General features: G+C 61.2%; 18 protein-coding genes and 1 other annotated feature. Of the genes, 4 read left to right on the top strand and 14 right to left on the bottom strand.

Annotated elements, in window-relative coordinates:
• Positions 1-22: 22 nt before the first annotated feature.
• The 13 genes from ASD03_RS24165 to ASD03_RS24105 all read right to left on the bottom strand — a co-directional run bounded on the left by ASD03_RS24165 (position 23) and on the right by ASD03_RS24105 (position 15,159).
• A complete protein-coding gene (locus ASD03_RS24165) occupies positions 23-1,888 on the bottom strand; it encodes a hypothetical protein (protein WP_063997103.1) in 1,866 nt (621 codons plus the stop codon).
• A complete protein-coding gene (locus tag ASD03_RS24160) occupies positions 1,885-2,919 on the bottom strand; it encodes a Gfo/Idh/MocA family oxidoreductase (protein WP_057216963.1) in 1,035 nt (344 codons plus the stop codon). The genes ASD03_RS24165 and ASD03_RS24160 overlap by 4 nt, the downstream gene beginning before the upstream one ends.
• A gap of 2 nt (positions 2,920-2,921) precedes the next feature.
• Positions 2,922-3,989, bottom strand: a complete 1,068-nt coding sequence (locus ASD03_RS24155) for an ABC transporter permease (protein WP_025430261.1) — start codon at positions 3,987-3,989, stop codon at positions 2,922-2,924.
• Positions 3,989-5,533, bottom strand: a complete 1,545-nt coding sequence (locus ASD03_RS24150) for a sugar ABC transporter ATP-binding protein (RefSeq protein WP_057216961.1) — start codon at positions 5,531-5,533, stop codon at positions 3,989-3,991. The genes ASD03_RS24155 and ASD03_RS24150 overlap by 1 nt, the downstream gene beginning before the upstream one ends.
• A 2-nt stretch (positions 5,534-5,535) precedes the next feature.
• A complete protein-coding gene (locus ASD03_RS24145; protein ID WP_057216960.1) occupies positions 5,536-6,174 on the bottom strand; it encodes a DUF2291 family protein in 639 nt (212 codons plus the stop codon).
• A gap of 69 nt (positions 6,175-6,243) precedes the next feature.
• Positions 6,244-7,185, bottom strand: a complete 942-nt coding sequence (locus tag ASD03_RS24140) for a D-ribose ABC transporter substrate-binding protein (protein ID WP_025430264.1) — start codon at positions 7,183-7,185, stop codon at positions 6,244-6,246.
• Positions 7,186-7,302: 117 nt separating this feature from the next.
• Positions 7,303-8,130 carry a phosphogluconate dehydrogenase C-terminal domain-containing protein gene (locus ASD03_RS24135; protein ID WP_057207179.1) on the bottom strand — a complete coding sequence of 276 codons (828 nt, stop codon included), beginning with the start codon at positions 8,128-8,130 and terminating at the stop codon, positions 7,303-7,305.
• Between the two features lie 633 nt (positions 8,131-8,763).
• Positions 8,764-9,888 (bottom strand): ABC transporter substrate-binding protein, encoded by a 1,125-nt coding sequence (locus ASD03_RS24130; protein WP_057207178.1) that lies wholly within the window; start codon positions 9,886-9,888, stop codon positions 8,764-8,766.
• 62 nt (positions 9,889-9,950) lie between these two features.
• Complete coding sequence (locus ASD03_RS24125) at positions 9,951-10,952, bottom strand: ABC transporter permease (protein ID WP_057216958.1); 1,002 nt, start codon at positions 10,950-10,952, stop codon at positions 9,951-9,953.
• Entirely contained in the window at positions 10,949-11,929 is a 981-nt protein-coding gene (locus ASD03_RS24120) for an ABC transporter permease (protein WP_057207176.1), read from the bottom strand. Before ASD03_RS24120 ends, ASD03_RS24125 begins: the two co-directional genes overlap by 4 nt.
• Positions 11,926-13,440: a sugar ABC transporter ATP-binding protein gene (locus ASD03_RS24115; RefSeq protein WP_057207326.1), complete on the bottom strand. Its 1,515-nt coding sequence runs from the start codon at positions 13,438-13,440 to the stop codon at positions 11,926-11,928. The genes ASD03_RS24120 and ASD03_RS24115 overlap by 4 nt, the downstream gene beginning before the upstream one ends.
• Entirely contained in the window at positions 13,437-14,285 is an 849-nt protein-coding gene (locus ASD03_RS24110; protein ID WP_057207175.1) for a sugar phosphate isomerase/epimerase family protein, read from the bottom strand. Before ASD03_RS24110 ends, ASD03_RS24115 begins: the two co-directional genes overlap by 4 nt.
• A gap of 7 nt (positions 14,286-14,292) precedes the next feature.
• Positions 14,293-15,159, bottom strand: a complete 867-nt coding sequence (locus ASD03_RS24105) for a sugar phosphate isomerase/epimerase (protein ID WP_162250536.1) — start codon at positions 15,157-15,159, stop codon at positions 14,293-14,295.
• A 162-nt stretch (positions 15,160-15,321) separates the two neighbouring features.
• On the opposite strand from ASD03_RS24105, the gene ASD03_RS24100 reads away from it, so the two are divergent.
• Entirely contained in the window at positions 15,322-16,356 is a 1,035-nt protein-coding gene (locus ASD03_RS24100; protein ID WP_057207174.1) for an AraC family transcriptional regulator, read from the top strand.
• 1,105 nt (positions 16,357-17,461) lie between these two features.
• On the opposite strand, the gene ASD03_RS24095 is transcribed toward ASD03_RS24100, so the two are convergent.
• Positions 17,462-17,707: a hypothetical protein gene (locus tag ASD03_RS24095; protein ID WP_057217226.1), complete on the bottom strand. Its 246-nt coding sequence runs from the start codon at positions 17,705-17,707 to the stop codon at positions 17,462-17,464.
• Between the two features lie 510 nt (positions 17,708-18,217).
• Here ASD03_RS24095 and ASD03_RS24085 point away from each other — a divergent pair.
• From ASD03_RS24085 to ASD03_RS24075, 3 genes are all read left to right on the top strand, one after another.
• On the top strand, positions 18,218-18,466 hold the full coding sequence (locus tag ASD03_RS24085; RefSeq protein WP_057207172.1) for a hypothetical protein: 249 nt from the start codon (positions 18,218-18,220) through the stop codon (positions 18,464-18,466).
• Between the two features lie 181 nt (positions 18,467-18,647).
• On the top strand, positions 18,648-18,944 hold the full coding sequence (locus ASD03_RS38125; protein ID WP_082523550.1) for a PRC-barrel domain-containing protein: 297 nt from the start codon (positions 18,648-18,650) through the stop codon (positions 18,942-18,944).
• 316 nt (positions 18,945-19,260) lie between these two features.
• Positions 19,261-19,316: a sequence feature (sul1 is cis-regulatory element that is thought to sense ions involved in sulfur or methionine metabolism; They are found in Alphaproteobacteria), on the top strand.
• Positions 19,317-19,386: 70 nt separating this feature from the next.
• Positions 19,387-20,853 carry a SulP family inorganic anion transporter gene (locus tag ASD03_RS24075; RefSeq protein WP_057216954.1) on the top strand — a complete coding sequence of 489 codons (1,467 nt, stop codon included), beginning with the start codon at positions 19,387-19,389 and terminating at the stop codon, positions 20,851-20,853.
• Positions 20,854-20,900 lie beyond the last annotated feature (47 nt).

Genomic DNA, 20,900 nt, shown 5'->3' with positions numbered 1-20,900 from the left:
TCAACGTAGGTTGGTATAACGCTCAGATGAAGATCTCGACGCAGCCATAGGCTGGTAGAGTGACGTGCTGTCCTGACGCCAGGACTTTCTCACCGCTCGCAATTTCCACGACCTTTCGCGGCGTAGCAGTGAGCATCACTGTCTGCGGCGCAGGCGTTATGTTTGCCAGAAGCAACCGCTCCCGGGACGCCAGCCCCAGCACCGCATCCGGCCGTGAGGTCTCGACCGCGACAACCTCTTCGCCTGCGAGCGCCCCGAGACGCGCCAGCACATGTGCAAGCGGCCGCAACTCGCCTTTCGCGGTCGTCTCCCCCTCACCGGCGACAAGCCCGAAAGGGCCTGCAAGCGTCGAAAGCGTCAGGACTTCCAGTCCTGCAGAGGCCACGGTTGCGGCATAGGCCAGCGCCCAGGCGGCGCCGAAACGTCCATTGTGCCGAGGGTCGACACTGGCCATCGGGATACGGCCGCCGGCCGGATTGTCCTTCGTGGCATTGCCATAGGGATTCTGGCGCATGGCGATGGTGGAAGGGCCGATGCGATAGGGCTTGTCGCCATAGATTGCCCGCGTGGAACGCACGACATCGCAAAGGGCCTCGAAGGTCTGCATGACGGAAAGGTCATCAGCCGCATGCACGATCGGGTTGGTGCAATGGCTGACATAGTCTATCCGATCACCGGGCACGTGCTTGCGATTGAGCTCGGTGAAATAGCTCATCATGCCGCCGCCGAGCCGAACGCCGGGAAAGGCTGCCCGCGCCGCGGAATAGACATCCGCGAGCGGCGGGCACTGCGGCCACTGACTGCCGGGCGGCGTTGACTGACGGTCCACTGACGGGCAAATGAACAGCGTATCGAGCGCCAGACCAGCCTTTTCGATGAACGTGGCGAGTTCGGCCATTTCCTCCTCAAGCGGGCGCTTGCATGGCAGGGCAAGTTCCAGTGTCACCTTGAGGCCGGACCGCTCAGCGATATCCGCGTATCCTTCCAGCGCCGAGATCCCATGTCCGGCGTCAGGATCGAAATAGGCGATCAGATGGCGCGCGTCGATCGTTTTGAGGACGGCAAGCGAGGCGAGTTGGTCGGCGAAGCATTCCGGCCGCAAGCCGACGCCGAGCTCCGGAAAGCGAAGTGCCGTCGGCGCCAGCGCAAGTGTGACCGTATCCGACGCCACCGCGAATGCCGCGCCCTCTTCCGCCCGGATGTCTACGGTAATCCGCTGGCCGAACGCTTCGCCCTTCGGCACGCGGTAGGGCCAGGGTAGCGCCAGTGGCCGCACATAGGTCTTATAGGATCCGTCGGTCCAGTTGCGCTGGTCCTCCATCTCGAAGACGTCGCCACCGAACTGCGTTGTTGCCTCGATGCCCGGCGCAACGCGGTGCGTGATCGCCGCGATATCCTTGAAAGGTTGCCAGGGCTCGATCTGCTCCGGCCAATGCGCCTGCTCGATACTGCCATCGCCATGCCGGACTTCCACTGGCTGGCCCGCGACGCCGACGACCGGGTGCAGCACGGCGAAGCCGGCACGGGCCGTCTCGAAGTCAGCGTCGCTGATGCAGTTTGCGGAAAAGCTCACTGTCCGCTCGGATCCAGAAATCGCGACCGCGCAATCGAGATTGGCGCCCGAAGGCGCGGTGAAGCGGGCGCTGTAAGTGACGGAGAAACCCTGTTCTTTCTCTTCGACGGCAAGGGCACTGATCATGGCATTGCAGGTGCCCCAATCCCCGTCGCGCACCAGGAAGGCGATCGCGCGCAACACCTCATAGCCGCGGAACCGAAGGCTGCGAAGTTTACCGTCCTGAAGCGCCACGCTCAAATCGCCGGCGATGAGCGTGCGGCTTTCGGGCTCACGCTCCCGGGTCCCGTAGAGCAGCAGCGCGTCTTTGTTCATCCCAGCAGATCCACAAGCGAAACGGTCTCGCCGCGCCTGGCGCTAAGATAGGCGGCTTCGACAAGGGCGAAGGTTTGCAGATTGTCGCGGCCGGAGGTGTCCGGTTCCTGCCGCGCGGCCAGCCGCTCGACCCAGTGCTTCTGGATCAGCGCCACGCTCTCCTGAATGTTGTGCCATGGCCGCGAGGCCCAGGGGAGCAGCTTCGGCGCGACGAGGCTTTCCGTCGTGCCCTCTGGCCCATGGACGGTGAGCTTGTAGTCCTTGCCGAGACGGAGCGTGCCCGTGCTGCCGTCGATCTCGACGAAGGTCTGCGGGAACGGTTCTTCCGGTAGCTTGCTCGCATAGCTGACATCGACGATCGAGGTGATGCCGTTGTCGTGGCCGAGCAGCATGGTCGCCACATCCTCACCGGCAATGTCAGGATTGATGCGCGCCGTGCGGGCAGTCATTCGGTGCGCATCACCGAAGAGGAAACGGGCGATGTCGAGCGAATGGATGCCGAGATCCTCGATGATGAAGCGCTTGCCCTTGGCGAGATAGGGTTGGCCTGAAAAGACATCGAAGCCGGATCGGAAGGAGACGCGCCCCCAGAAGGGCGTGCCGATCGTGCCACGGTCCAAAACCGCCTTCACTGCGAGGATCGGCGTTTGCCAGCGGAAGTTCTCATGGATCATCAGCGGAATGCCAGCCCCGTCGGCAGCAGCCACCATGGCCTTGGCATCCTCTAGGGTCGGCGCGAACGGCTTCTGGCAGATCGCTGGCACCGCGTGACTGGCGGCAAGCTCCACCAGTGCCCGATGGCTGCCGACCGTCGTGGCGATATCGACGAAATCGAAGCCGCCATCGGCAAACATCGCCTCTGCCGACTGGTAGCGCCGCGCGACGCCGAACTGGTCGCCGACGATACGAAACCGCTCCGGATCGCGGTCGCAGATCGCCACCATCTCCACATTGGCAATATCCTGCCAGCCATGCATCTGGTTGACGGCGAAGAAACCGCAGCCGATCAGCGCGCCCTTGATCTTGGCCATGCTCAGCCTGCCTTTGCCATCTGCATCAGGGCCACGCGCTGCTGCAGGCGGCGCTGTGCCTGGTCCACCACCACGGCGACGATGATCACGAGGCCCTTGATCACCATCTGCCAGAACGAACTCACGCCCATCATCACCAACCCGTCGGACAGAATGCCGATCACGAAGGCGCCGATGATCGTTCCGCCGATCGTGCCGCGCCCACCGGACATGGATGTACCACCGAGAACTGCCGCTGCAATAGCGTTGAGCTCGAGATTGGTGCCGGTCGCGGGATGCGAGGCCATCAGTTCCGAGGAGATGACGAGGCCGACGATCGCCGCGCAGAAACCGGAGAACATGTAGACGAACATCTTGACGCGGTTGACACGGATGCCCGACATGCGCGAGGCGCGCTCATTGCCGCCGACTGCGAAGATGTGCCGGCCGAGCGGCACGAAGCGGGCGAAGTAGGCCGCACCCAACGCCACGACGATGAGGATCCAGACGGAGACCGGAAGGCCGAGGATCGAGCCGGATCCGAGATAGCTGAAGCCCTGGTTGCCGAGGTCTTCCCGCCCGTTGAGATTGGGCAGGGTCTGGCCATCGGAATAGAGCAGCGCCATGCCGCGTGCGACATAGAGTGTGCCGAGCGTCGCAATGAAGGGCGCAACGTTCAGTCGGGTAATCAGCAGACCGTTGACCGCACCGATGAGGATGCCGACTGCCATCACGATGATCGCGACCTCGACGATATTGAAATAGACGGTGTAGCCGAGCGGCAGCGCCACGCCGTACATGATCAACCCGCCCGCAATCATGCCGCAGAGCCCGACGATCGAGCCGACGGACAGGTCGATGCCACCGGTGATGATGACAAAGGTCATGCCGATGGCGAGAAAGGCGTTCTGCGTCGCGTGTTTTGACATCAGGATCATGTTCGCGGTCGACAGAAAATTCGGCGCGAAGATCGAGAAGAAGATGATCACCGCGAAGAGCGCGATGAACGTCCTCAGCTTCATGAGCGTGAGCAGGGCCGCCCCAGTGGAGAGGCTGTTGCCAGCGGCGGCAGTTTGCGTTGCTGTCGTCATCACGCATGCATCCTTTTGGTTTTATGTCCCTCTGCGGAGGCCGAGATGACCATCTCCTCGGTGGCATCCTTGCGGTCGACCACCGTCACGAGGCGGCCATTGCTCATCACCGCGATGCGATCGGAAAGGGCCATGACCTCTTCCAGGTCGGAGGTGGAGAACAGGATGGCGAGCCCCTCGCCCGCCAGGCGCCGCATGGTGCGGAAAACGTCCGCCTTGGCGCCGACATCGATGCCGCGGCTCGGCTCGTCCATCAGCAGCACTTTCGGCCCGGTCATCAGCGCCTTGCCGATGACGACCTTCTGCTGATTGCCGCCCGACATCGAGGTGACGTCGAAGTCCGGGTTCTTCGCCTTGATCGAAAGATTGCGGATCGCGTCCAGGATCGCCTTCTTCTCAAGCTTGAGATCGATGTGGAAGCCACCCTTCAGGAACTGGCCGAGGCTTGCCATGGAAAGGTTGTCAGCAATCGACATGGACTGCACGAGGCCCTCGCGTTGGCGGTCTTCCGGGATCAGCGCCAGGCCCTCGCGGATGCAGCGGGTCGTGTCACGCCCCTTCAGCTCCTCGCCCTCGACGAAGATTTTCCCCGTATAGTGCTCGTGGCGGCCCATGATGCATTCGAAAAGCTCGGAGCGCCCAGCGCCCATGAGACCGTAGATCCCCAGGATCTCGCCCTTGCGAACGCCGATCGACACATGGTCAACGGCATAGCCGCCCTGCGCGCGCGGCAGGCAGATGTTTTCGGTGCGAAAGACCTCTTCGCCCGGCTCGTGCTCGACCTGCTTGGCAAAATCCTTGGCATCCGATCCGATCATCGAGCGCACGATCCAGCGCGTATCGATGTCCTTGACCATGGCATGGCCAGTGATCTCGCCGTCCTTCAGCACCGTGATGTAGTCGCCGATGCGCATCAGCTCTTCCAGCCGGTGCGAGATGTAGACGATCGCAACACCGCGCGCTTTCAGGTCCGCAATCACGCGGAAGAGTACGTCGACTTCGGCGGCGCTGAGCGCCGAGGTGGGCTCGTCCATGATAAGGATGCGGGTGTCGAGCGATACGGCGCGAGCGATCTCGACGAGCTGTTGCTGGCCGATCGGCAGGTCTTCTGCAAGCGTTTCGGCGGAGATGCCTGCTTCCAGGCGATTGAGGAATTCGTTGGCTTTTTCCACCTGCGCCTTGTGGTCGATGCCGCGGAGGCCACGTGTGATCTCGCGGGTGGCAAAGATGTTCTCCGCAACCGAGAGATTGCCGAAGAGGTTCAGTTCCTGGAAGACGATACCGATGCCGTGGCGCACCGCGTCGGCGGGACTGTTCAGGTGGATGCGTTCGCCATCCATCCAGATCTCGCCGAGCGTCGGGCGCTCCACGCCGGCGATGATGCGCATCATCGTCGACTTGCCGGCACCATTTTCGCCGACGAGCACATTCACGGCACCGCGGCGAAGCTTCAGGTCCGCCTTCTTCAGCGCCACGATACCGGAATAGGCCTTGGTGATGTCCTTCAGTTCGAGAATGACGTCGCCGTCGTCGAGATTGGCCATCGTCAACCTCCCACGGTGATGGTGGCAGGCACGAATTGCGGCAACTGACCCTTGGCCGGCAGCGGATAGGCGCCGGTCGCTTTGAGCGTCTTGCCGGTGAGCCCTTCGCGCGAAAGCTTTTCAAGCAAGGCGCGGTTCACGTGGGTGTTGAAGGCCTTTCCGTACTGCGCCCATTCGATCTGGTTCTTGAACTCGTTGAAGTTCACGAATTTCAGGCTGTCGCGCAACGCCGTGCCGCGGATGGCCGGGCCGATCGAGACGCGCACGTCCGCCTTCTTGTCGCCGTCCACGTCCACATCAACGTAGGCCGCGCGTGATTTCGTCTCCTCAGCGACGATCACGCCGTCGACCTTGGCGGCAAAGGTCCATGGCGCGTTGCCCTGCTTTTCCTTGTGGCCGTATTTTTCCGCCGCCGCGTCCAGATTGTTTGCGGCAAGAGCGGTGACATCCTTGAACGCGCCTGCACGCTCGACGAGATAGGGTACGACCTTCGCGTCCCAAATGTCGGCGACCAGCCTGTCGGGATTGAAGGCGCCTGCCGCCGCTTGCTTCTGTTCGTCCTCGGTCTTGACGAATTTGCAGCCGCTAAGCGCAAGCGCGCCGGCAAGCATGAGTGTACAGGCAGCCTGAAACCTCAGCATTCCCATTCTCCGTCATAAACAGCAAACGCGAGGCAGGGTTTTCCCCTGCCTCGCGCCATTGCGAGAGGATTATTCGGAGAGCGCGAAGGTTTCGAGCTTGCCGGCGTTGTCCGCTGTGATCAGCACGCAGTCCATCAGCTGCTTTTCTTCGGCCGGCGCCTTGCCGGTCGTGATGTACTCATGCGCCTGGGTGACGGCGAGCTGTGCCTGGGCATAGGCTGGCTGCATGACAGTTGCCTTGATGCCGCCCGCCTTGATCGAGTCGCGCACATCGTTCGACCCGTCGAAACCGACGACGATGACATCTTTGCGGCCGGCCGCCTGCAGAGCCGCGATCGCGCCCATGGCCATCGTGTCGTTGCCGGCGATCACGCCCTGGATGTCCGGATTGGCCTGAAGGATGGTCTCCATCTTGGAGTAGCCTTCGGTCTGGCTCCAGTTGGCCGACTGCTGGGCGACCATCTTCATGTCCGTATATTCGTCCATGACGTCGTGATAGCCCTTGGAGCGGATGCCGGCATTGAGGTCGGCTTCGCGGCCGAGCAGCTCGACATAGTTACCCTTCTCGCCCATCAGCTTGACGAACTCTTCGGCACCAAGCTGCGCGCCCTGGTAGTTGTTCGAGACGATCTGGGAAACAGCGACGCCCGTGGCGTTGATTTCACGGTCGATCAGGAAGGAGGGGATGCCCGCATCCTTGGCCTTCTTTACGGCGGCGATCGAGGCTTCCGAGCCGGCATTGTCGAGGATGATCGCCTTGGCGCCGCGGCCGATTGCCGTATCGATGAGTTGCGACTGCTTGTTGGCGTCGTCGTCATGAACGAGAACCAGTGTCTCGTAGCCGAGCTCCTTGGCCTTGGCTTCCGCGCCTACGGCTTCCGCCTTGAAGAACGGGTTGTCGTGGCTCGGCGTGATGATCGCGATGAGATCGGCAGCAAACGACGGCATGGCAACGCCAGCCGCCATGACGGCAGCAAAACCGATAGTGATCAGTCTACGGGTAATGTTCATGTTTCTCCTCCCAGTTAGCCCCGGTCTCCTTCGGCCATCCCCCCATTGAGAATGGCCTCCCGGTGCGATTTTTTGCCGGCGCGTGGCGCCGTCAACGCGGACCAAGCCCGCCGTAAATCAGGTGATGCGCTGGATGCTCGCGGCGATTTCCGCGGGCTCGAACACGCGCTTCCAGTCGTCCTTCATGAGCACGGGCTTTCCGAACTCGATCGCCTTGTTGCAGGCATCGGAGAAGACGCCCGGTGTCTCCTCGAAGATCACGGCGCCGAGCACGTTCATGTGGCCGAGCAGGAAGTCGCGGGCAGCCTCCTTGGAAACGCCGCGGCGCACGCATTCGTCCATTGCTTCGCGCATAACGACGAGCAGCGAAGCGCAGACCGTTTCGGACAGGCCCGGCTCCAGCAGCGCCATCTGCTCGACGGTGACGCGGTGCGAGCGCATGACCGGCGCCCAGATGACCTTGGCGATCTCTTCGCCGAGCGCATAGGCACTTTCCGGACCCTGCATCAGAGCGGAAACGATGTGCTGCTTGGCCGCGATGCCGCCAAAGAAATCGCGCTTGGCCGCTGGATCCGTCTCGTCATTGAAGATCGGCGGATGGCAGGGATGCGTGACGAAATAGGTAAGGTCCGCGCGCTCGGGCAAATGGCCGGCAAATGGGGCCGCGGCATCGAGCGCCACGACCATCATGCCCGGCTTCAGCCTGCCGGCAATGCCGGCCGCGACCTTGCCGATCGCAGTATCCGGAACCGCAAGAATGACGACATCGGCACCATCTAGGCCCTCATCGGCGGAAACGCAGGCGATGCCGAGATCCTTCGAAAGGCGCGCCTTGCCGGCGTCGCTCACTTCGACATGCCGGACATCGAAGCGCGAACCCTTCAGATTCTTGGCGAGCCGATAGCCCATTTTGCCACCGGCACCGAACAGCGCGATCGATGTCATCGAAGACCTCCCTAAATGCAAGTGACCGGAGCCAATCTCGTCCAGCCGAAACGTTCCTCCGCCGATCCCGGCGTAGGTCTATATTTCTCAACTGGTATAACATGTCAACAGGTATCATAAGATACATGTTATCGAGATCTGCGAAACCGCGCCGGCAATAGGACGGCTCGATTGCAAGCCGGGTAGAGGCATCTGCCTGCACAAGGCCTGCCCACAAGAGGAGCCGCATCACAGACGTTCGACTACCAAAGCACTGAAACCCTCTGGGCTGATCCGCAACTGCTCACCGAAGAACGCAGGCGTACTCGGCGGCCGTCACCTGGCGGAGCGTGGCTTGACCTGAAACAGCTGGGACAAGTCGCCATGAGGACGGACGCAACCAACGTGGCATCGGCCTTCGGCGACGCGGAGGTTATAGCAAAGGGGCTGGCGTTGGTGACATTGACAGGCTGGGCGCAAAAGGCGTCACCTTTTCGCTCTGTAACCGGCCAGCGCTATGATGGTATGGCCGCGTTCAGATTTCCGGTCGGCCTGTACCCGGCAATTCGCGGGCCGAGGAACGTCGTCTCTATGGACCGGTCCAGCGAGGGAGACGACGGAAGGGGCCGCGCTGTCGCGCAGCCCCTCTTCTTCTTACTGACCACCCCATGCTGCCGGATAGTCGGGCAGCTTTTCGCAGCCGCACATGGCATGATGTAGCGGCGGCATCTTGTCGTTGACGTACTGGTCGAGCGTCTCGGCTGTGATCGCCGGCTGCGGCATCACCCATTCCGGACCCGGGACCGGTTCACCCTTCAGCACGTTCACGGCCGCAATGATGGGCGTGCGCCACTGATAGGTCGGGTAGGTCGGCGCAATCGCCTTGAAGCCTTCGGCCTTCCATTTCATCAGAAAGTCCTGCTGGTCCTCCCCGGTGATAACAGGCAGGGGCAGACCGGAATCTTCGAAAGCCTCCAGCGCTGCAACGGCGGTGGCGCCGGCATCCATCCAGACCGCGTCGATCGTGCCGCGCTGCAGATAGTCCTCGACGATCGACTTGGTCTTGGCGTTGTCGCCCTCGGTGAACTCCTCGCCGATGACGTTCAGCCCCTTTTCCTTGAAGATGTGCTTGGCGGCGGACGCACGGGTCTCCAGTACGTCGACGCCGGGCACGATGCGCAGCATCAGCACGTTGGCGCCGGCCGGCGCATTGGCCGCCACGAATTCGCCTGCCTGGATGCCGAAGCCATAACCGCCGACCGGGTGGATGAAGGTGACCGGGCATTTTGTGTTGACGCCGCGATCGAAGACGATGACGGGCAACTTGGCACAGGCCTTCTCGACGGCCGGGGTCAGCGCCGCGGTTGTATTCGGCGAGACGATCAGAGCCGAGCATTTGCCGCCATTGATCAGATCGTCGATGTCGGAGATTTGCTTGTCGTCGGAGCCTTCGGCATCGACATGGATGAGCTCCTTGATTTCCGGATGGAGCTTCACTTCAGCCTGCATGTTCGTCCAGCCGGTCACGCGCCAGGCATTGTTGACCCCGGCGTTCGAGAAGCAGATCGTGTAGGGACCATCCTTCTTGAACTTTGCGGTGTCGGCCATTTGGTCACCGTAATATTGCGCCCACGGCTCCCCACCCGGGCCGTTGGCCTTTGCCGTCAAGAGCTCGCGCTGCCTGGCGAACTCGGCAGGATCGTCGAAGTTCAGCTGTTGGGCCTGCGCGGTGCTGGCGATGAGGGCAGCCGAAAGGGTGGCGGTCAGCAGTCTTTTCATGTCTCACTCCCATTTGATCATGATTTTTCAGTTCCTCCCGACGGCCCTTCGGCCGACGAAACTCAGGTCCCACCGGCGCGGTTGCGCCGATAGGTGGCAAGCACGACGGCGACGATCAGGATCACACCCTGCACGACATCGCGCACCGGTTTCGGCAAGCCAATGAAATTGAGCAGCGTGAAGATCGCAGTCAGCGTCAACGCGCCGGCGATCGACGCGGGCACCGAGCCACGCCCGCCGAGAAGCTGCGCACCACCGATGACGCAAGCCGTGATCGCCTGCAGCTCGTAGCCGACGCCGACATCTGTCGAGACGCCCGCAAAACCGCCGAGCAGAATGCCGGCCGTCACGGCGCTCAGCGACGACACGACGAAGGCGGTGATGCGAACCCGCTCGAGCGGGACGCCCGACATCTGCGCCGCCCGCGGATTGTCGCCGATCGCATGCAGCATGCGGCCGAGATTGGTGCGATGCATGAGCCAGAACAGGCATATGCCGACCGAAAGCAGCACCAGCAGCGCAACCGGCAGGAACTGAATGAGCGGAATGCCCTGGATATTGACGCGCCCGAAGAAGCGGAAAGTCTCGGGCAGGTAGCCGCGCGGCGATCCGCTCGACCACATGAAGGCTGCACCGTTCAGAGTAATCATCATGCCGAGTGTGGCAATCAGCGAGGGGACCCTCAGAAAGCTGACGACGAGACCGTTGATCACGCCGACAGCGAGCCCGACAGCGTACATGACAGGGATCACCCACCATGTCGCATCGGCATTGTTGTTGAGCAGCATCGATGAACCGACCACTGTCAGCGTGATCAGCGAGCCGACCGAGAGATCGAATCCACCAGAGACGATGACATAGATCTGGCCGGCGGCGAGGATCGCCAGCGGCGCGGCACGCTTCAGGAAATTCATGTATCCGGGGGGCTCGACGAAATTCGGGTTCGACAGCGTGATGGCGACGAGCAGGGCTGCAAGCACGAAGAAGACGGGATTGATCTTCGGGAAGCGGCCGCTTCTCGAGGTGCCGGGCGTCTCTGCAGAGCCGATGGATTGCTGAATCATGCCACTATCCTCTTCGAACGCACGGCGTAGAAGGCGACGGCTGCGACAATGATGATGCCACGCATCACCTGCTTGGCGAAGGCGTCGACGCCGGCGAGATTAAAGATGGAGTCGATCAGCGAGAAGATGATGACGCCCGCGACGGTGCCCCAGATCCCGCCCTTGCCGCCGGAGAGGATCGTCCCGCCGATGACCACGACGGCGATCGATTCCAGGTCGTATGCACCCTCCGTGCCGATCCAGGGCGAACCGGACTTCAGGCGACTTGCGAGATAAAGGCCCGCCAGTGACGCACACAGGCTGCAGATGATATGGCTCGCCATCACCACGCGGCCCGTCTTGATGCCCGCTGCACGCGCGGTGTCGCGATTGCCGCCGACTGAGTAGATGTTGGACCCGAAGCGAGTGAACCGCAGCAGGACCCAGGCAGCAAGAACGACCAGCGCCAGCATGATGAGGCTGAATGGCAATCCCAGCACAGTGCCATAGGCGAAGAACTGGAACGCATCCGGGACCGAACCTGCGAACTTGCCGTGGAAGGAAGCAAGGCAACCCTGAATGATGAGCGCCATGCCCAGCGTCGCGATGAGCGGATTGACCTCCAGCCTGATAATCAGCAGCCCGTTCAACGTGCCGACCAGAACACCCATCAGCAGCACCGCGAGGACGGCAGGCACCATCATCGCCGGATCACCGTTCATGATCGCCGACGAGACCACCGCCGACGCGGAAATGAGATGCGCCACCGACAGGTCTATCGAGCCGACGAGAATGGCGAAGGTCTGGCCGACAGCGGTCATGCCGAGCGCGATGGAGCGGTTGAGGATGGAGATCGCCGCTTCCGGTGTCAGGAACCGCGTCAAACCAAGGCTGAGCGCGATAGCGATGTAGATCAGAAGCGCGGCAGCGAGCAGCAGGGCCGGCGAATAGCGCTCAATGCGCGAAGTGGGGCGTTTGGTGAAGATCGCCGTGTTCATGCCGCCACCGCCTCTTCGCCGGTTGCAGCGAGCATGACATCGGCTTCCGACACGCCGCGCTGGAACGCTGCCACCAGTTCGCCGGCGCGCATAACGAGGATGCGGTCGGCAGCACCGAGCACCTCCGGCAGGTCGGACGAAATCATCATGATCGCCGTACCCTTGCGGGCGAGATCGCGCATGAGGTGGTAGATGCCGGCCTTGGCATTGACGTCGATGCCGCGCGTCGGCTCGATGAAGATCAGCAAGCGTGGCGCCAGAGCCAGCCAGCGCGCGACAATTGCCTTCTGCTGGTTTCCGCCGGAGAGCGCCTTGATTTCCTGGGAAAAGCTGCCCGCGCGCACGTCGAGGTCCTGCAGCAGCCTATCCATCTCCTCAGTGGAGGCGAACGCGGTCGCATCAGCCTTGCCCGCGAGAGCCGACAGCGCCCTTGCCGTCAGCATGCCATTGTCCGTGACCGACTGCATGAGCACCAGCCCTTCGGCCTTGCGATCGCCCGGCAAAAGGCCGATGCCTGCGCGGATGGCGTCGCGCGGGTTGGTGAACCGCGCCGGCTTGCCGGCAAGCAGCACCTCGCCCCTGATGAAGGGCGAAAAGCCGAAAATCGCCTGGGCGAGCGCAACGCGCCCTGCCCCCTGCAATCCGGCAAAACCGACGATCTCGCCGGCGCGAAGTTCGAAGGAAATGTTCTTCAGCCGCTCGTTGCCGGCATTGCGCACGGAGAGCACGGCATCACCAATCTCCTGCGACGTCGCCGGCGCCGCATAGAAATCGCCGATATCGCGGCCGACCATGGCGCGTACGATCACATCGGGCTCCGGCACTTCGTCGAAGCTCGCGGCCGTTTCGCCGTCCTTCAGCACAGTCACCCGATCGGCAAGCCGCGTGATCTCGCGCATGCGGTGCGTGATATAGACGATCGCCACACCCCTCATCTTCAGCGTGTCAACGAGGCCGAACAGCACCTCGCATTCCGCCTCGTTCAGGGCGGCAGTCGGCTCGTCCATCACGATCACCCGTGCATCGAGCGACACCGCCTTGGCGATCTCGACCAGTTGCTGGCTTGCGACATCGAGGTCGGCGACAACCGTGTCGGGTTCGATCCGATGCGACGAGCCGAACAGCGAGAGCACGCGTCGCGCCTCCTGGTTCATCGCCCCGTGGTCGACGAGGCCGAACCGCGTCGGCTCGCGGCCGAGAAAGATGTTCTGCGCCACGGTGCGCTCGGGTAGTAGCGAGAATTCCTGGTAGATCACCGCGATGCCGGCGCGGATCGCATCGAGCGGATGAGTGAAATGTCGCTCCTCTCCGCCCACGACGACGGCGCCGCCATCCAGTCGGTAGACGCCGGAGAGGATCTTCATCAGCGTAGACTTGCCGGCGCCGTTCTCGCCGGCCAGTGCGTGGACCTCACCCGGATAGGCAACGAAGCTCACACCTTTCAGCGCTTTGACGCCGGGAAAATTCTTGGTGATGCCGCGCATCTCGATTGCGGGAGAAGGAATGGTCATGCTTGTGCCCATGTCTTGCGAATGAACGTCGCGCTTTCGGAAAAGAGCGTCTCGAAATCGGGAAACAGCGGCCGCCAGACGCGGGTTGCCGTCGCGATTGCTGGAAGTCCGGCGCCGAATGCTTCAAGGGTCAGCCAGCCGTCATAACCGATCTCCTTCAAGATCTTGAACATTGCGGCGAAGTCTATGTGTCCCCGTCCCGGGATGCCACGATCGTTCTCGGAGACGTGAAAGACGCCGATGTCGCTGCCGATCAGGCGAATGGCCGCCTCCGGCCGACGCTCTTCGACGTTGGCATGAAAGGTGTCGTACATGATTTTGAAGGCTGGATGCCCAACCCGGTCCACATAGGAGCGGGCCTGCTCCATGGTGTTCAGGTAATAGGTCTCGAAGCGATTGAGGGGCTCGAGGCTCAGATGCATACCGTTTGCCGCAGCCCGCTCCGCCAGTGCCCGATGTGCGTCGGCGCCGTATTTGAGCTCGTCCTCGCTGGCCCCGGCCCCGGTGAAGAACCCGATCGGTGCATGGAAGGGCCCACCCATACTTTCGGCCCCAAGGGCGATGGCGCAATCCAGGGCCCAGTCGAGATGGGCAAGGCCGCGCGCTCGTACGTCCGCGTCACAACTGACCGGGTTGGCGTCCGGCGTCGGAACGATCGACGTGGTCGATCGGCCGATGCCGAGCGTGTCGAGCTCCTTGCCCAGGCGCTCATAGTGGCTGACGGCACCTTTAAGGACCGGGACCTCGACCCCGTCATAACCGAGGTCGCGCAGCCGTCCGATGCTGGCCAAGTGCCTGTCCTCGACGAAGTCAGTCAGACAGAGAAGGTTGATGCCTAGGTTCATGGCGCGCTCAGTGCAGCTTGATGCCGAGGTCGCGGCAGGTCGCGCGAATCCAAGACAGGGATTTCTCGATCATCGGGCCGGCGGCTCCCTCGCATTCCAGGCTGAGCACGCCGTCGTAGCCGTGATCGCGCAGTATCGCGAGGCAGGCCTTGATGTTGTCGGCATTGACACCATCGCCGAGCGCGCAATGGCTGACCGCGATGCCGGTCTGCCCGCCACGAACCGCAGCGGCGAGCGATTGCGAAACATCCTTGACGTGAACGTGGCTGACCTTGTCGACGAAGCGCGGCAGAAACTCCGTCGGCTCCTGACCGGCGATGAAGGTGTTGCCGGTGTCCATGTTCATGCGCAGCCATCGGGAATCGACGAAGGCAAGCATGCGCTCCATGAATTCGGGGCGCGTGGTGAAATGCCCGTGCGGCTCGATATTGACGATGATTTTGTGCGCTTCCGCGACCTCGATGATCTTCTCGTAGCTGCGCTTCATGAGCGCCATCGATTCTTCTTCGCTCAGCCCCGGCGGCATATGGAGCCCGTCGGTCGTGTCGACGCAAGGGCTGCCGGCCTGCGCGGCCCAGGCAATCGATTTCAGCACGTAAGGCACGCCGCGCAACGGGCCATCTTCGCCGGAAAGCGGATAGGCGGCATCGACCTGGGAGAAGCGCACGCCGTAGCGATCCATCTTCCGACGCAGCAGTGCGGGATCCTCGTAAAGCGCGACATGCGGCTGGTAGCCGAGCCCATGAATCCAGCTGACCCCGTCTATCAGGCCACACTCGATGAAGTGCACATCGTTGTCGCTCGCCCACTGCAAGCATTTTTCGAACGACCAATAAGCCGAGTTGAACGCGTCCGTGTGGAAACCTATCCGCACCGGCAAATCCTCCCTGATTCTCCTCCATGCCGTTGAGTTTCAACGACAAATCACGAAGCGCCTCCGTTTGCCGCTTGATGATGACGCAGCATTGCGCAATAAAGGAGCGTCCGCGTTCGAAATAGAGGACTGGTAAATTTTGAACATCGGCGGGGGAGAACGATGAGCAAAGTCAACAATGAGCGAGCCGTCGGCCGGCCGGCGGTTTTCCGTGAGCCGGGTGCCCTGCTCTATGCCGGGAACTGCCAGGACCTGATGAAGGCGTCTCTTGCCGGACAGGTCTCACTCAACGCATGGACGCGACGCGGCTATCCGGGCATCGACCTCGGCCACGCCCTACCGCAGGTCTGTTCCGTCGGCGGTTGGGATGCGACGAACCCGCAGGACTGGGGTCTGCGCGAACATTGCAACGAAGGCGTCAAGATCGCCTATCTCGCACGCGGCTCTCTCACCATTACGATGGACGGCCGCAAGACCACGCTCAGCGAAGGCCAGATGTTCGTCGTCCGGCCGTGGCAATTGCATGCGCTCGGCGACCCCAATATCGGCGCAAGCCATATCGTCTGGGTGCTGATGGACATGGGCGTGCGCCGCCCGCATGAAACCTGGCTCTGGCCCGATTGGATCGGCTGGCCGGAACGGGATCGCAGGCGGCTGAGCGAGCTTCTGTCCAAGAACGAGCAGATCTCCTATCTCGCCTCGCGCGAAGTCGCGCGCACCTTCATGGATATTCACGAGGTGGTGGCGAGCCGTGACATCCATGGCGGCGAAGCGCGCCTGCGCCTGCTGATCTCGATGATGCTGCTCCAGTTCCGCCAAATGCTGGAAAGCCAGGCGCCGGTGTTGGATCTGGCACTCGCAAGTTCCAAGCGCACGGTCGAGATTTTCCTCAAGCGCTTGAGGCATGCCCTCGACGAAGACTGGACCCTGGAGAACATGGCTGTCGAATGCAATCTCTCGCGCACCCAGTTCACCCAGCATTGCCAGGTGCTGACCAACATGACGCCTGTGCGCTACTTGCAGATGTTGCGCCTGAACGCGGCGCGCCAACTGCTCGAAAGTGGCCAGCAGTCCGTCACCAACGTTGCTTATGACTGCGGCTTCTCCTCGAGCCAATATTTTGCCACCTGCTACAAGAAGCGCTTCGGCTTCTCGCCCATTGAGACGCCGCGACAGCAGACGATGATGACCAGCTGAGCTCCGTCAGGAGGGATCCCCTACCGAACGAAGATCTGGTTGGCACAGGGGCGCCGGCGCTATGCGCAAAGAGAGCTTTGGAAGGACCGGCGTCTCGAGCGTTACGCGGACATGGCCAGGATGACCATCAGCGACGAATCAAACCGGTTGCGGGACGTTTTTTTCCTATCCGGTTGGTCCTCGTCTTCGGCTGCAATCACACCTGGCCCTGGATCCACGCCAGGAATTCGAACAGCCTTCCCGTTGCCGCGCCGATCCAGATGCACGAGTTTGGTCAGGTCGTAGCTTTGACTGCCTGCGAGCTGACGACAACGTCAAATTCCGCCTCAACGGCCTTGCGACGACGGCGGCCTATCGAAGCAATCGAGTGTCTGCACTACGTAGATCCTTATCAGGCCAGGATACTTCGGGTTGCCCGCTGGTCTGCAAAGGATTCAAGGTCAGTCGTGCAAGAGCCTGGCCCTGCGGTACTCGAACTCAAATCGAAGGAGGAGACGTTGGAAGACGCTGAAATTGAAAGACGTGCCAGACAGCTATGGGTTAGAGAGAACCCTAATCGACCATGGCTCCCGCTATCTCAAAGGGCCGAACTCGGACAGGACATGTCGGCTAGTGCGTCCGAGGAAGACAGGAAGCGCTATATTGAACGGGTTCGAAGTGGCGAGTAGGCTCAAGCCACTAAGCTTGTGCTTCCGGGAAAGACGACGACTGAAACAGCGACGCCGCCAGCCAACGGCGGCCGCTCAATAGAGGCGCATGCGTCGGAGTAAATATAAGCATCGGGCCCAACAAAAAAGGCCGGGGCGCGCTGGCTCCGACCTTTTTTCTTTGTCGCTTCCAAGACTAGTGCCAGTACATCCGTGGTCACGAGTCGAAAGCAGTGCGCGATTGCCGGCGTGGAGTTATCTCATGCTCGACAGATGCGCGTATACCAGTTTTATAGGACGACGGGTTTTCCGAAACAAGTTGTCCGTTTGGGCTATGACCTACGCCATATGCAGCCAAATAGGGATCAGATACTCATCCTCGACCACCAAAATGAGTGGCAGCAGACAACGAGGAAAAGCCCCATCCGCGACCCGGTGAACCCTAGAAAACAGGACGATTACCTTCCCTCGGCCGCAGGCCAATCGTTTGAAGGTTCATCAATAGTGGTCTTCGCTGTGTCGTCGTCTGCGGGGTCTGGATCGCGGATCCAGGCGCTGCGCAGACCATCGACATCCTCAAGGATGGCGGCGAAAACATCTTCCTGCTGAATGCCTGCCACGACGAACAGGTCTACCAACCCCTCAAGTCGCAGTCGAAGATCCTCGCGCCATGCCTGCGAATCTTCCTCAATCGCAATCGTCATGTTCGACCTTTCTTGCGGCTCGTCGGCCATTGAGAAAAAGCGCATTCTCTAATCGGTCGGGTATGCGGCCCTTGGCAATGTGACGCCGCCGGCCTCTAGCTCTGTTTCTTCTTCCGCCGCGGCAAGTCGGGCACTGGTTGCGTCCAAAATAGCCGTCAGAAATTCTACACGGCCCCATCCGACCAAGTGGGCTTCTTCGACAAGGAGCTGCACCGCGTAGTCAACCGCCTGGTCGAGTTCGACCTTCCGCTCGGATGTGCCTGGGGGCTGATTTGGAGGATCAATCATTGCATTCCTCAAACCGAAGATGGTGACGTCACAGAACGCCTGAAATATGAACCCCGTGTTCGGAAAATCGTTCCAAAACTTCTCAATCGAAAATCCGGCTTTTCGGGTGCTCCGCAGCCCTACGCAGACGACGCACCGCCATTGATAAGGGCCGGTCGGCCATTTGTGGAACCTCCCCACCCCATTGTCAGTTCCTCCTTCACACCAACAAGGAGAAACTCCATGGCAAAGAATGACCTTACAGCCGGCTTCACCGGCACACCCACCGAACCACCTACTGGCGTTCGCAAAGTAGCAAAGACAGCGGGAGATGTGGTGAAGCGCGAAACCAGTGCTGTGGCTGCTGCGGCCGCGGACCACCCACATACCGCAACGGGTTTGGTGCTTACGATCGGCGCCCTTGCCTTCGCGATCGGCTACATTATGGGGCGATCGTCGATCGAGGACACTAGGCAGGGCTATTGGCGGTAGGAGGCGCGCTGGCGCTTGGAACGCTTTAGTGGATAGCAGCGTCTGTTTGCCGCTGTCCGCCCGTCTCGGCGGGTTAAGCGCGGCACGCCATCGCACTCAGACGCCGAGTACCAATCGCGCTCGAATGGAACACTTTCCTTCCAATTAGGTTTCACCAGTTCATTTCAAAGGAGAAACGAAGATGGATCACACTAATCACGTCCGCCTCGCAGCCACAGAACTCACGCCCGCAGTCCTGGAAGGTGCGACAGTTTACGGAGCGGATGACCATAAGGTTGGCAAAGTTGATCATGTGCATGGAGCGGGCGCCGGCAGCAGCGTTATCATTGACGTCGGCGGCTTCCTCGGCATAGGCGCCAAGCCGGTCGCGGTTCCCCTTACCGATCTCGATTTCATGCGGGATGAGGACGGCGACGTCCACGCTATCACGACATGGACCAAGGATCAGCTTAAGGAGATGCCCGAGCATCGCCATTAGCCACTGTAGCCCGGCCTATGTGCCGGGCTTCCTCCGACTGTGGTCAAAAGCACCGCAGACGGCGAATATCTCCGATCTGATCACATTCGTTCAACGTGCGCACATTGGCGGACTCCCTCACGGAGCTACGGTAAGTCCGCTACGAAGATAGCCGGATGCAACGTATGTCGCCGACCGCCACAAAACTCACGCCTTGAGCGGCGATGAACCAGAGGTCTCGACAGCCAGCATGGTCGGCAGCTCCCAAATCGATGCGCGGCAGGCTCCGTTGCATGTTGCATTGCGAAATAAATGAGGTCATAAAAAAATCACTCACCACGGACCCGGTGAAACTCCGGGTGGCTCTTCTGGCCGCCGATCCGCCAGACCACGCAAAACCTGCATGCCAACTTCAGAACCGCTCGATCGAGCGCGTTCGCCATGCTTTGCGAGAACACATCAGATGCAATTTTCCTCCATCCGCCGGGATTGGTCCGCCGCCCCTATGCGCGAAATGCTCGCCGGGGCCGTCGCGACGTTCGCCTTGATCCCCGAGGTCATCGCCTTTTCTTTCGTCGCCGACGTCGATCCTCAGGTCGGCCTATTCGCCTCCTTCATCATCGGCATTGTCATCGCTTTCACGGGCGGGCGTCCTGCCATGATTTCCGCTGCTGCAGGATCGGTCGCGCTCGTCGCAGCACCCCTCGTCCACGCGCATGGGCTGCCCTATCTCTTTGCCGCCGGATTGCTCGCGGGCATCTTCCAGATACTGTTTGGGCTCCTTCGGCTCGGCGTTCTCATGCGTTTCGTTTCGAAATCTGTCCGCACAGGCTTCGTGAACGCGCTTGCGATCCTGATCTTTGGAGCCCAGCTACCGCACATCATTGGCGGCGACTGGCTTGCCTACAGCATGCTGGCGGCAGGACTTGCGGTCATCTACCTTGCCCCAAGGGTCACCACGGCGATCCCATCGCCGTTGATCTGTATTTTGGTTCTGACCCTGGTATCGATCTCGTTACAACTCCCGGTGATGACCATTGCCGATCTCGGCAAGTTGCCTGACTCTCTTCCGATCTTTGGCTGGCCCACCGTTCCCCTGACACTGGAAACGCTGAGGATTATCGCAGGGCCGGCGCTCGCCATCGCCATGGTCGGCCTGCTTGAATCTATGATGACGGCCAGTGTGGTGAATGATCTGACGGGAACACCGAGTTCGAAGAACAGGGAGTGCACGGGACTCGGCATTGCAAATGCCGCGGCAAGCCTGTTCGGCGGGATCGCAGGCTGCGGCATGATCGGCCAGACCATCAGCAACGTGAAGTACGGCGGACGCGGCCGACTATCCACGCTGTTTGCGGGGGCCTTCCTGCTGGTGCTGATGGTGTTGCTGAAGCCATGGGTGTCTCAGGTTCCGGTCGCAGCACTGGTGGCCATCATGGTAATGGTGTCGATCGACACGTTCGATTGGTCTTCATTGCGCAGTGTGATCGTTCACCCCAAGGTGTCGAGCGCGGTCATGATCGCGACCGTCCTCGTCACGGTGTTTACCTCGAACCTGGCACTCGGCGTGGCAGTGGGCGTCCTTCTAAGTGGCGTTTTCTTCACATTCAAAGTCGCCCGCCTCTTGCGGGTTGAAACCGCGGTCGACGCTGCTGCCGGACGTTTGACATATCGCGTGTCGGGCCAGGTGTTCTTCGCGTCGGCCGACATCTTCGTCGAGGCATTCGATATAGAAGAGGCAAGTGGCATGGCTGTTCTGATCGACGTATCACAGGCACACTTCTGGGACATCACCGCCGTCGATGCTCTGGATAAGGTGGTGGGACGTTACAAGGCGCATGGTATCGCCGTGGATATATTGGGCCTGAACGAGGCGAGTGCCACGTTGATCGGGAGCCTGAATGGAGCGATGAAGCTTAAAGAGGTCTGATCCAGATTATTTGATCCTCAACAAGAGCTGGCCATGAACGCCAAGGA

Origin of the sequence: Ensifer sp. Root127, from assembly GCF_001425225.1 — a bacterium.
Classification (GTDB): domain Bacteria; phylum Pseudomonadota; class Alphaproteobacteria; order Rhizobiales; family Rhizobiaceae; genus Ensifer; species Ensifer canadensis.
The sequence above is the reverse complement of the archived record's forward strand: the minus strand, read 5'-3'. Positions and strand labels throughout refer to the sequence as shown.

Coding starts and splice junctions, on each gene's coding strand:
- ASD03_RS24140 (WP_025430264.1), bottom strand. CDS start 7,185: ATGAACATTACCCGTAGACTGATCACTATCGGTTTTGCTGCCGTCATG.
- ASD03_RS24115 (WP_057207326.1), bottom strand. CDS start 13,440: ATGACCATTCCTTCTCCCGCAATCGAGATGCGCGGCATCACCAAGAAT.
- ASD03_RS24120 (WP_057207176.1), bottom strand. CDS start 11,929: ATGAACACGGCGATCTTCACCAAACGCCCCACTTCGCGCATTGAGCGC.
- ASD03_RS38125 (WP_082523550.1), top strand. CDS start 18,648: ATGGATCACACTAATCACGTCCGCCTCGCAGCCACAGAACTCACGCCC.
- ASD03_RS24095 (WP_057217226.1), bottom strand. CDS start 17,707: ATGACGATTGCGATTGAGGAAGATTCGCAGGCATGGCGCGAGGATCTT.
- ASD03_RS24165 (WP_063997103.1), bottom strand. CDS start 1,888: ATGAACAAAGACGCGCTGCTGCTCTACGGGACCCGGGAGCGTGAGCCC.
- ASD03_RS24085 (WP_057207172.1), top strand. CDS start 18,218: ATGGCAAAGAATGACCTTACAGCCGGCTTCACCGGCACACCCACCGAA.
- ASD03_RS24135 (WP_057207179.1), bottom strand. CDS start 8,130: ATGACATCGATCGCGCTGTTCGGTGCCGGTGGCAAAATGGGCTATCGG.
- ASD03_RS24100 (WP_057207174.1), top strand. CDS start 15,322: ATGAGCAAAGTCAACAATGAGCGAGCCGTCGGCCGGCCGGCGGTTTTC.
- ASD03_RS24075 (WP_057216954.1), top strand. CDS start 19,387: ATGCAATTTTCCTCCATCCGCCGGGATTGGTCCGCCGCCCCTATGCGC.
- ASD03_RS24145 (WP_057216960.1), bottom strand. CDS start 6,174: ATGCTGAGGTTTCAGGCTGCCTGTACACTCATGCTTGCCGGCGCGCTT.
- ASD03_RS24130 (WP_057207178.1), bottom strand. CDS start 9,888: ATGAAAAGACTGCTGACCGCCACCCTTTCGGCTGCCCTCATCGCCAGC.
- ASD03_RS24110 (WP_057207175.1), bottom strand. CDS start 14,285: ATGAACCTAGGCATCAACCTTCTCTGTCTGACTGACTTCGTCGAGGAC.
- ASD03_RS24150 (WP_057216961.1), bottom strand. CDS start 5,533: ATGGCCAATCTCGACGACGGCGACGTCATTCTCGAACTGAAGGACATC.
- ASD03_RS24155 (WP_025430261.1), bottom strand. CDS start 3,989: ATGACGACAGCAACGCAAACTGCCGCCGCTGGCAACAGCCTCTCCACT.
- ASD03_RS24160 (WP_057216963.1), bottom strand. CDS start 2,919: ATGGCCAAGATCAAGGGCGCGCTGATCGGCTGCGGTTTCTTCGCCGTC.
- ASD03_RS24125 (WP_057216958.1), bottom strand. CDS start 10,952: ATGATTCAGCAATCCATCGGCTCTGCAGAGACGCCCGGCACCTCGAGA.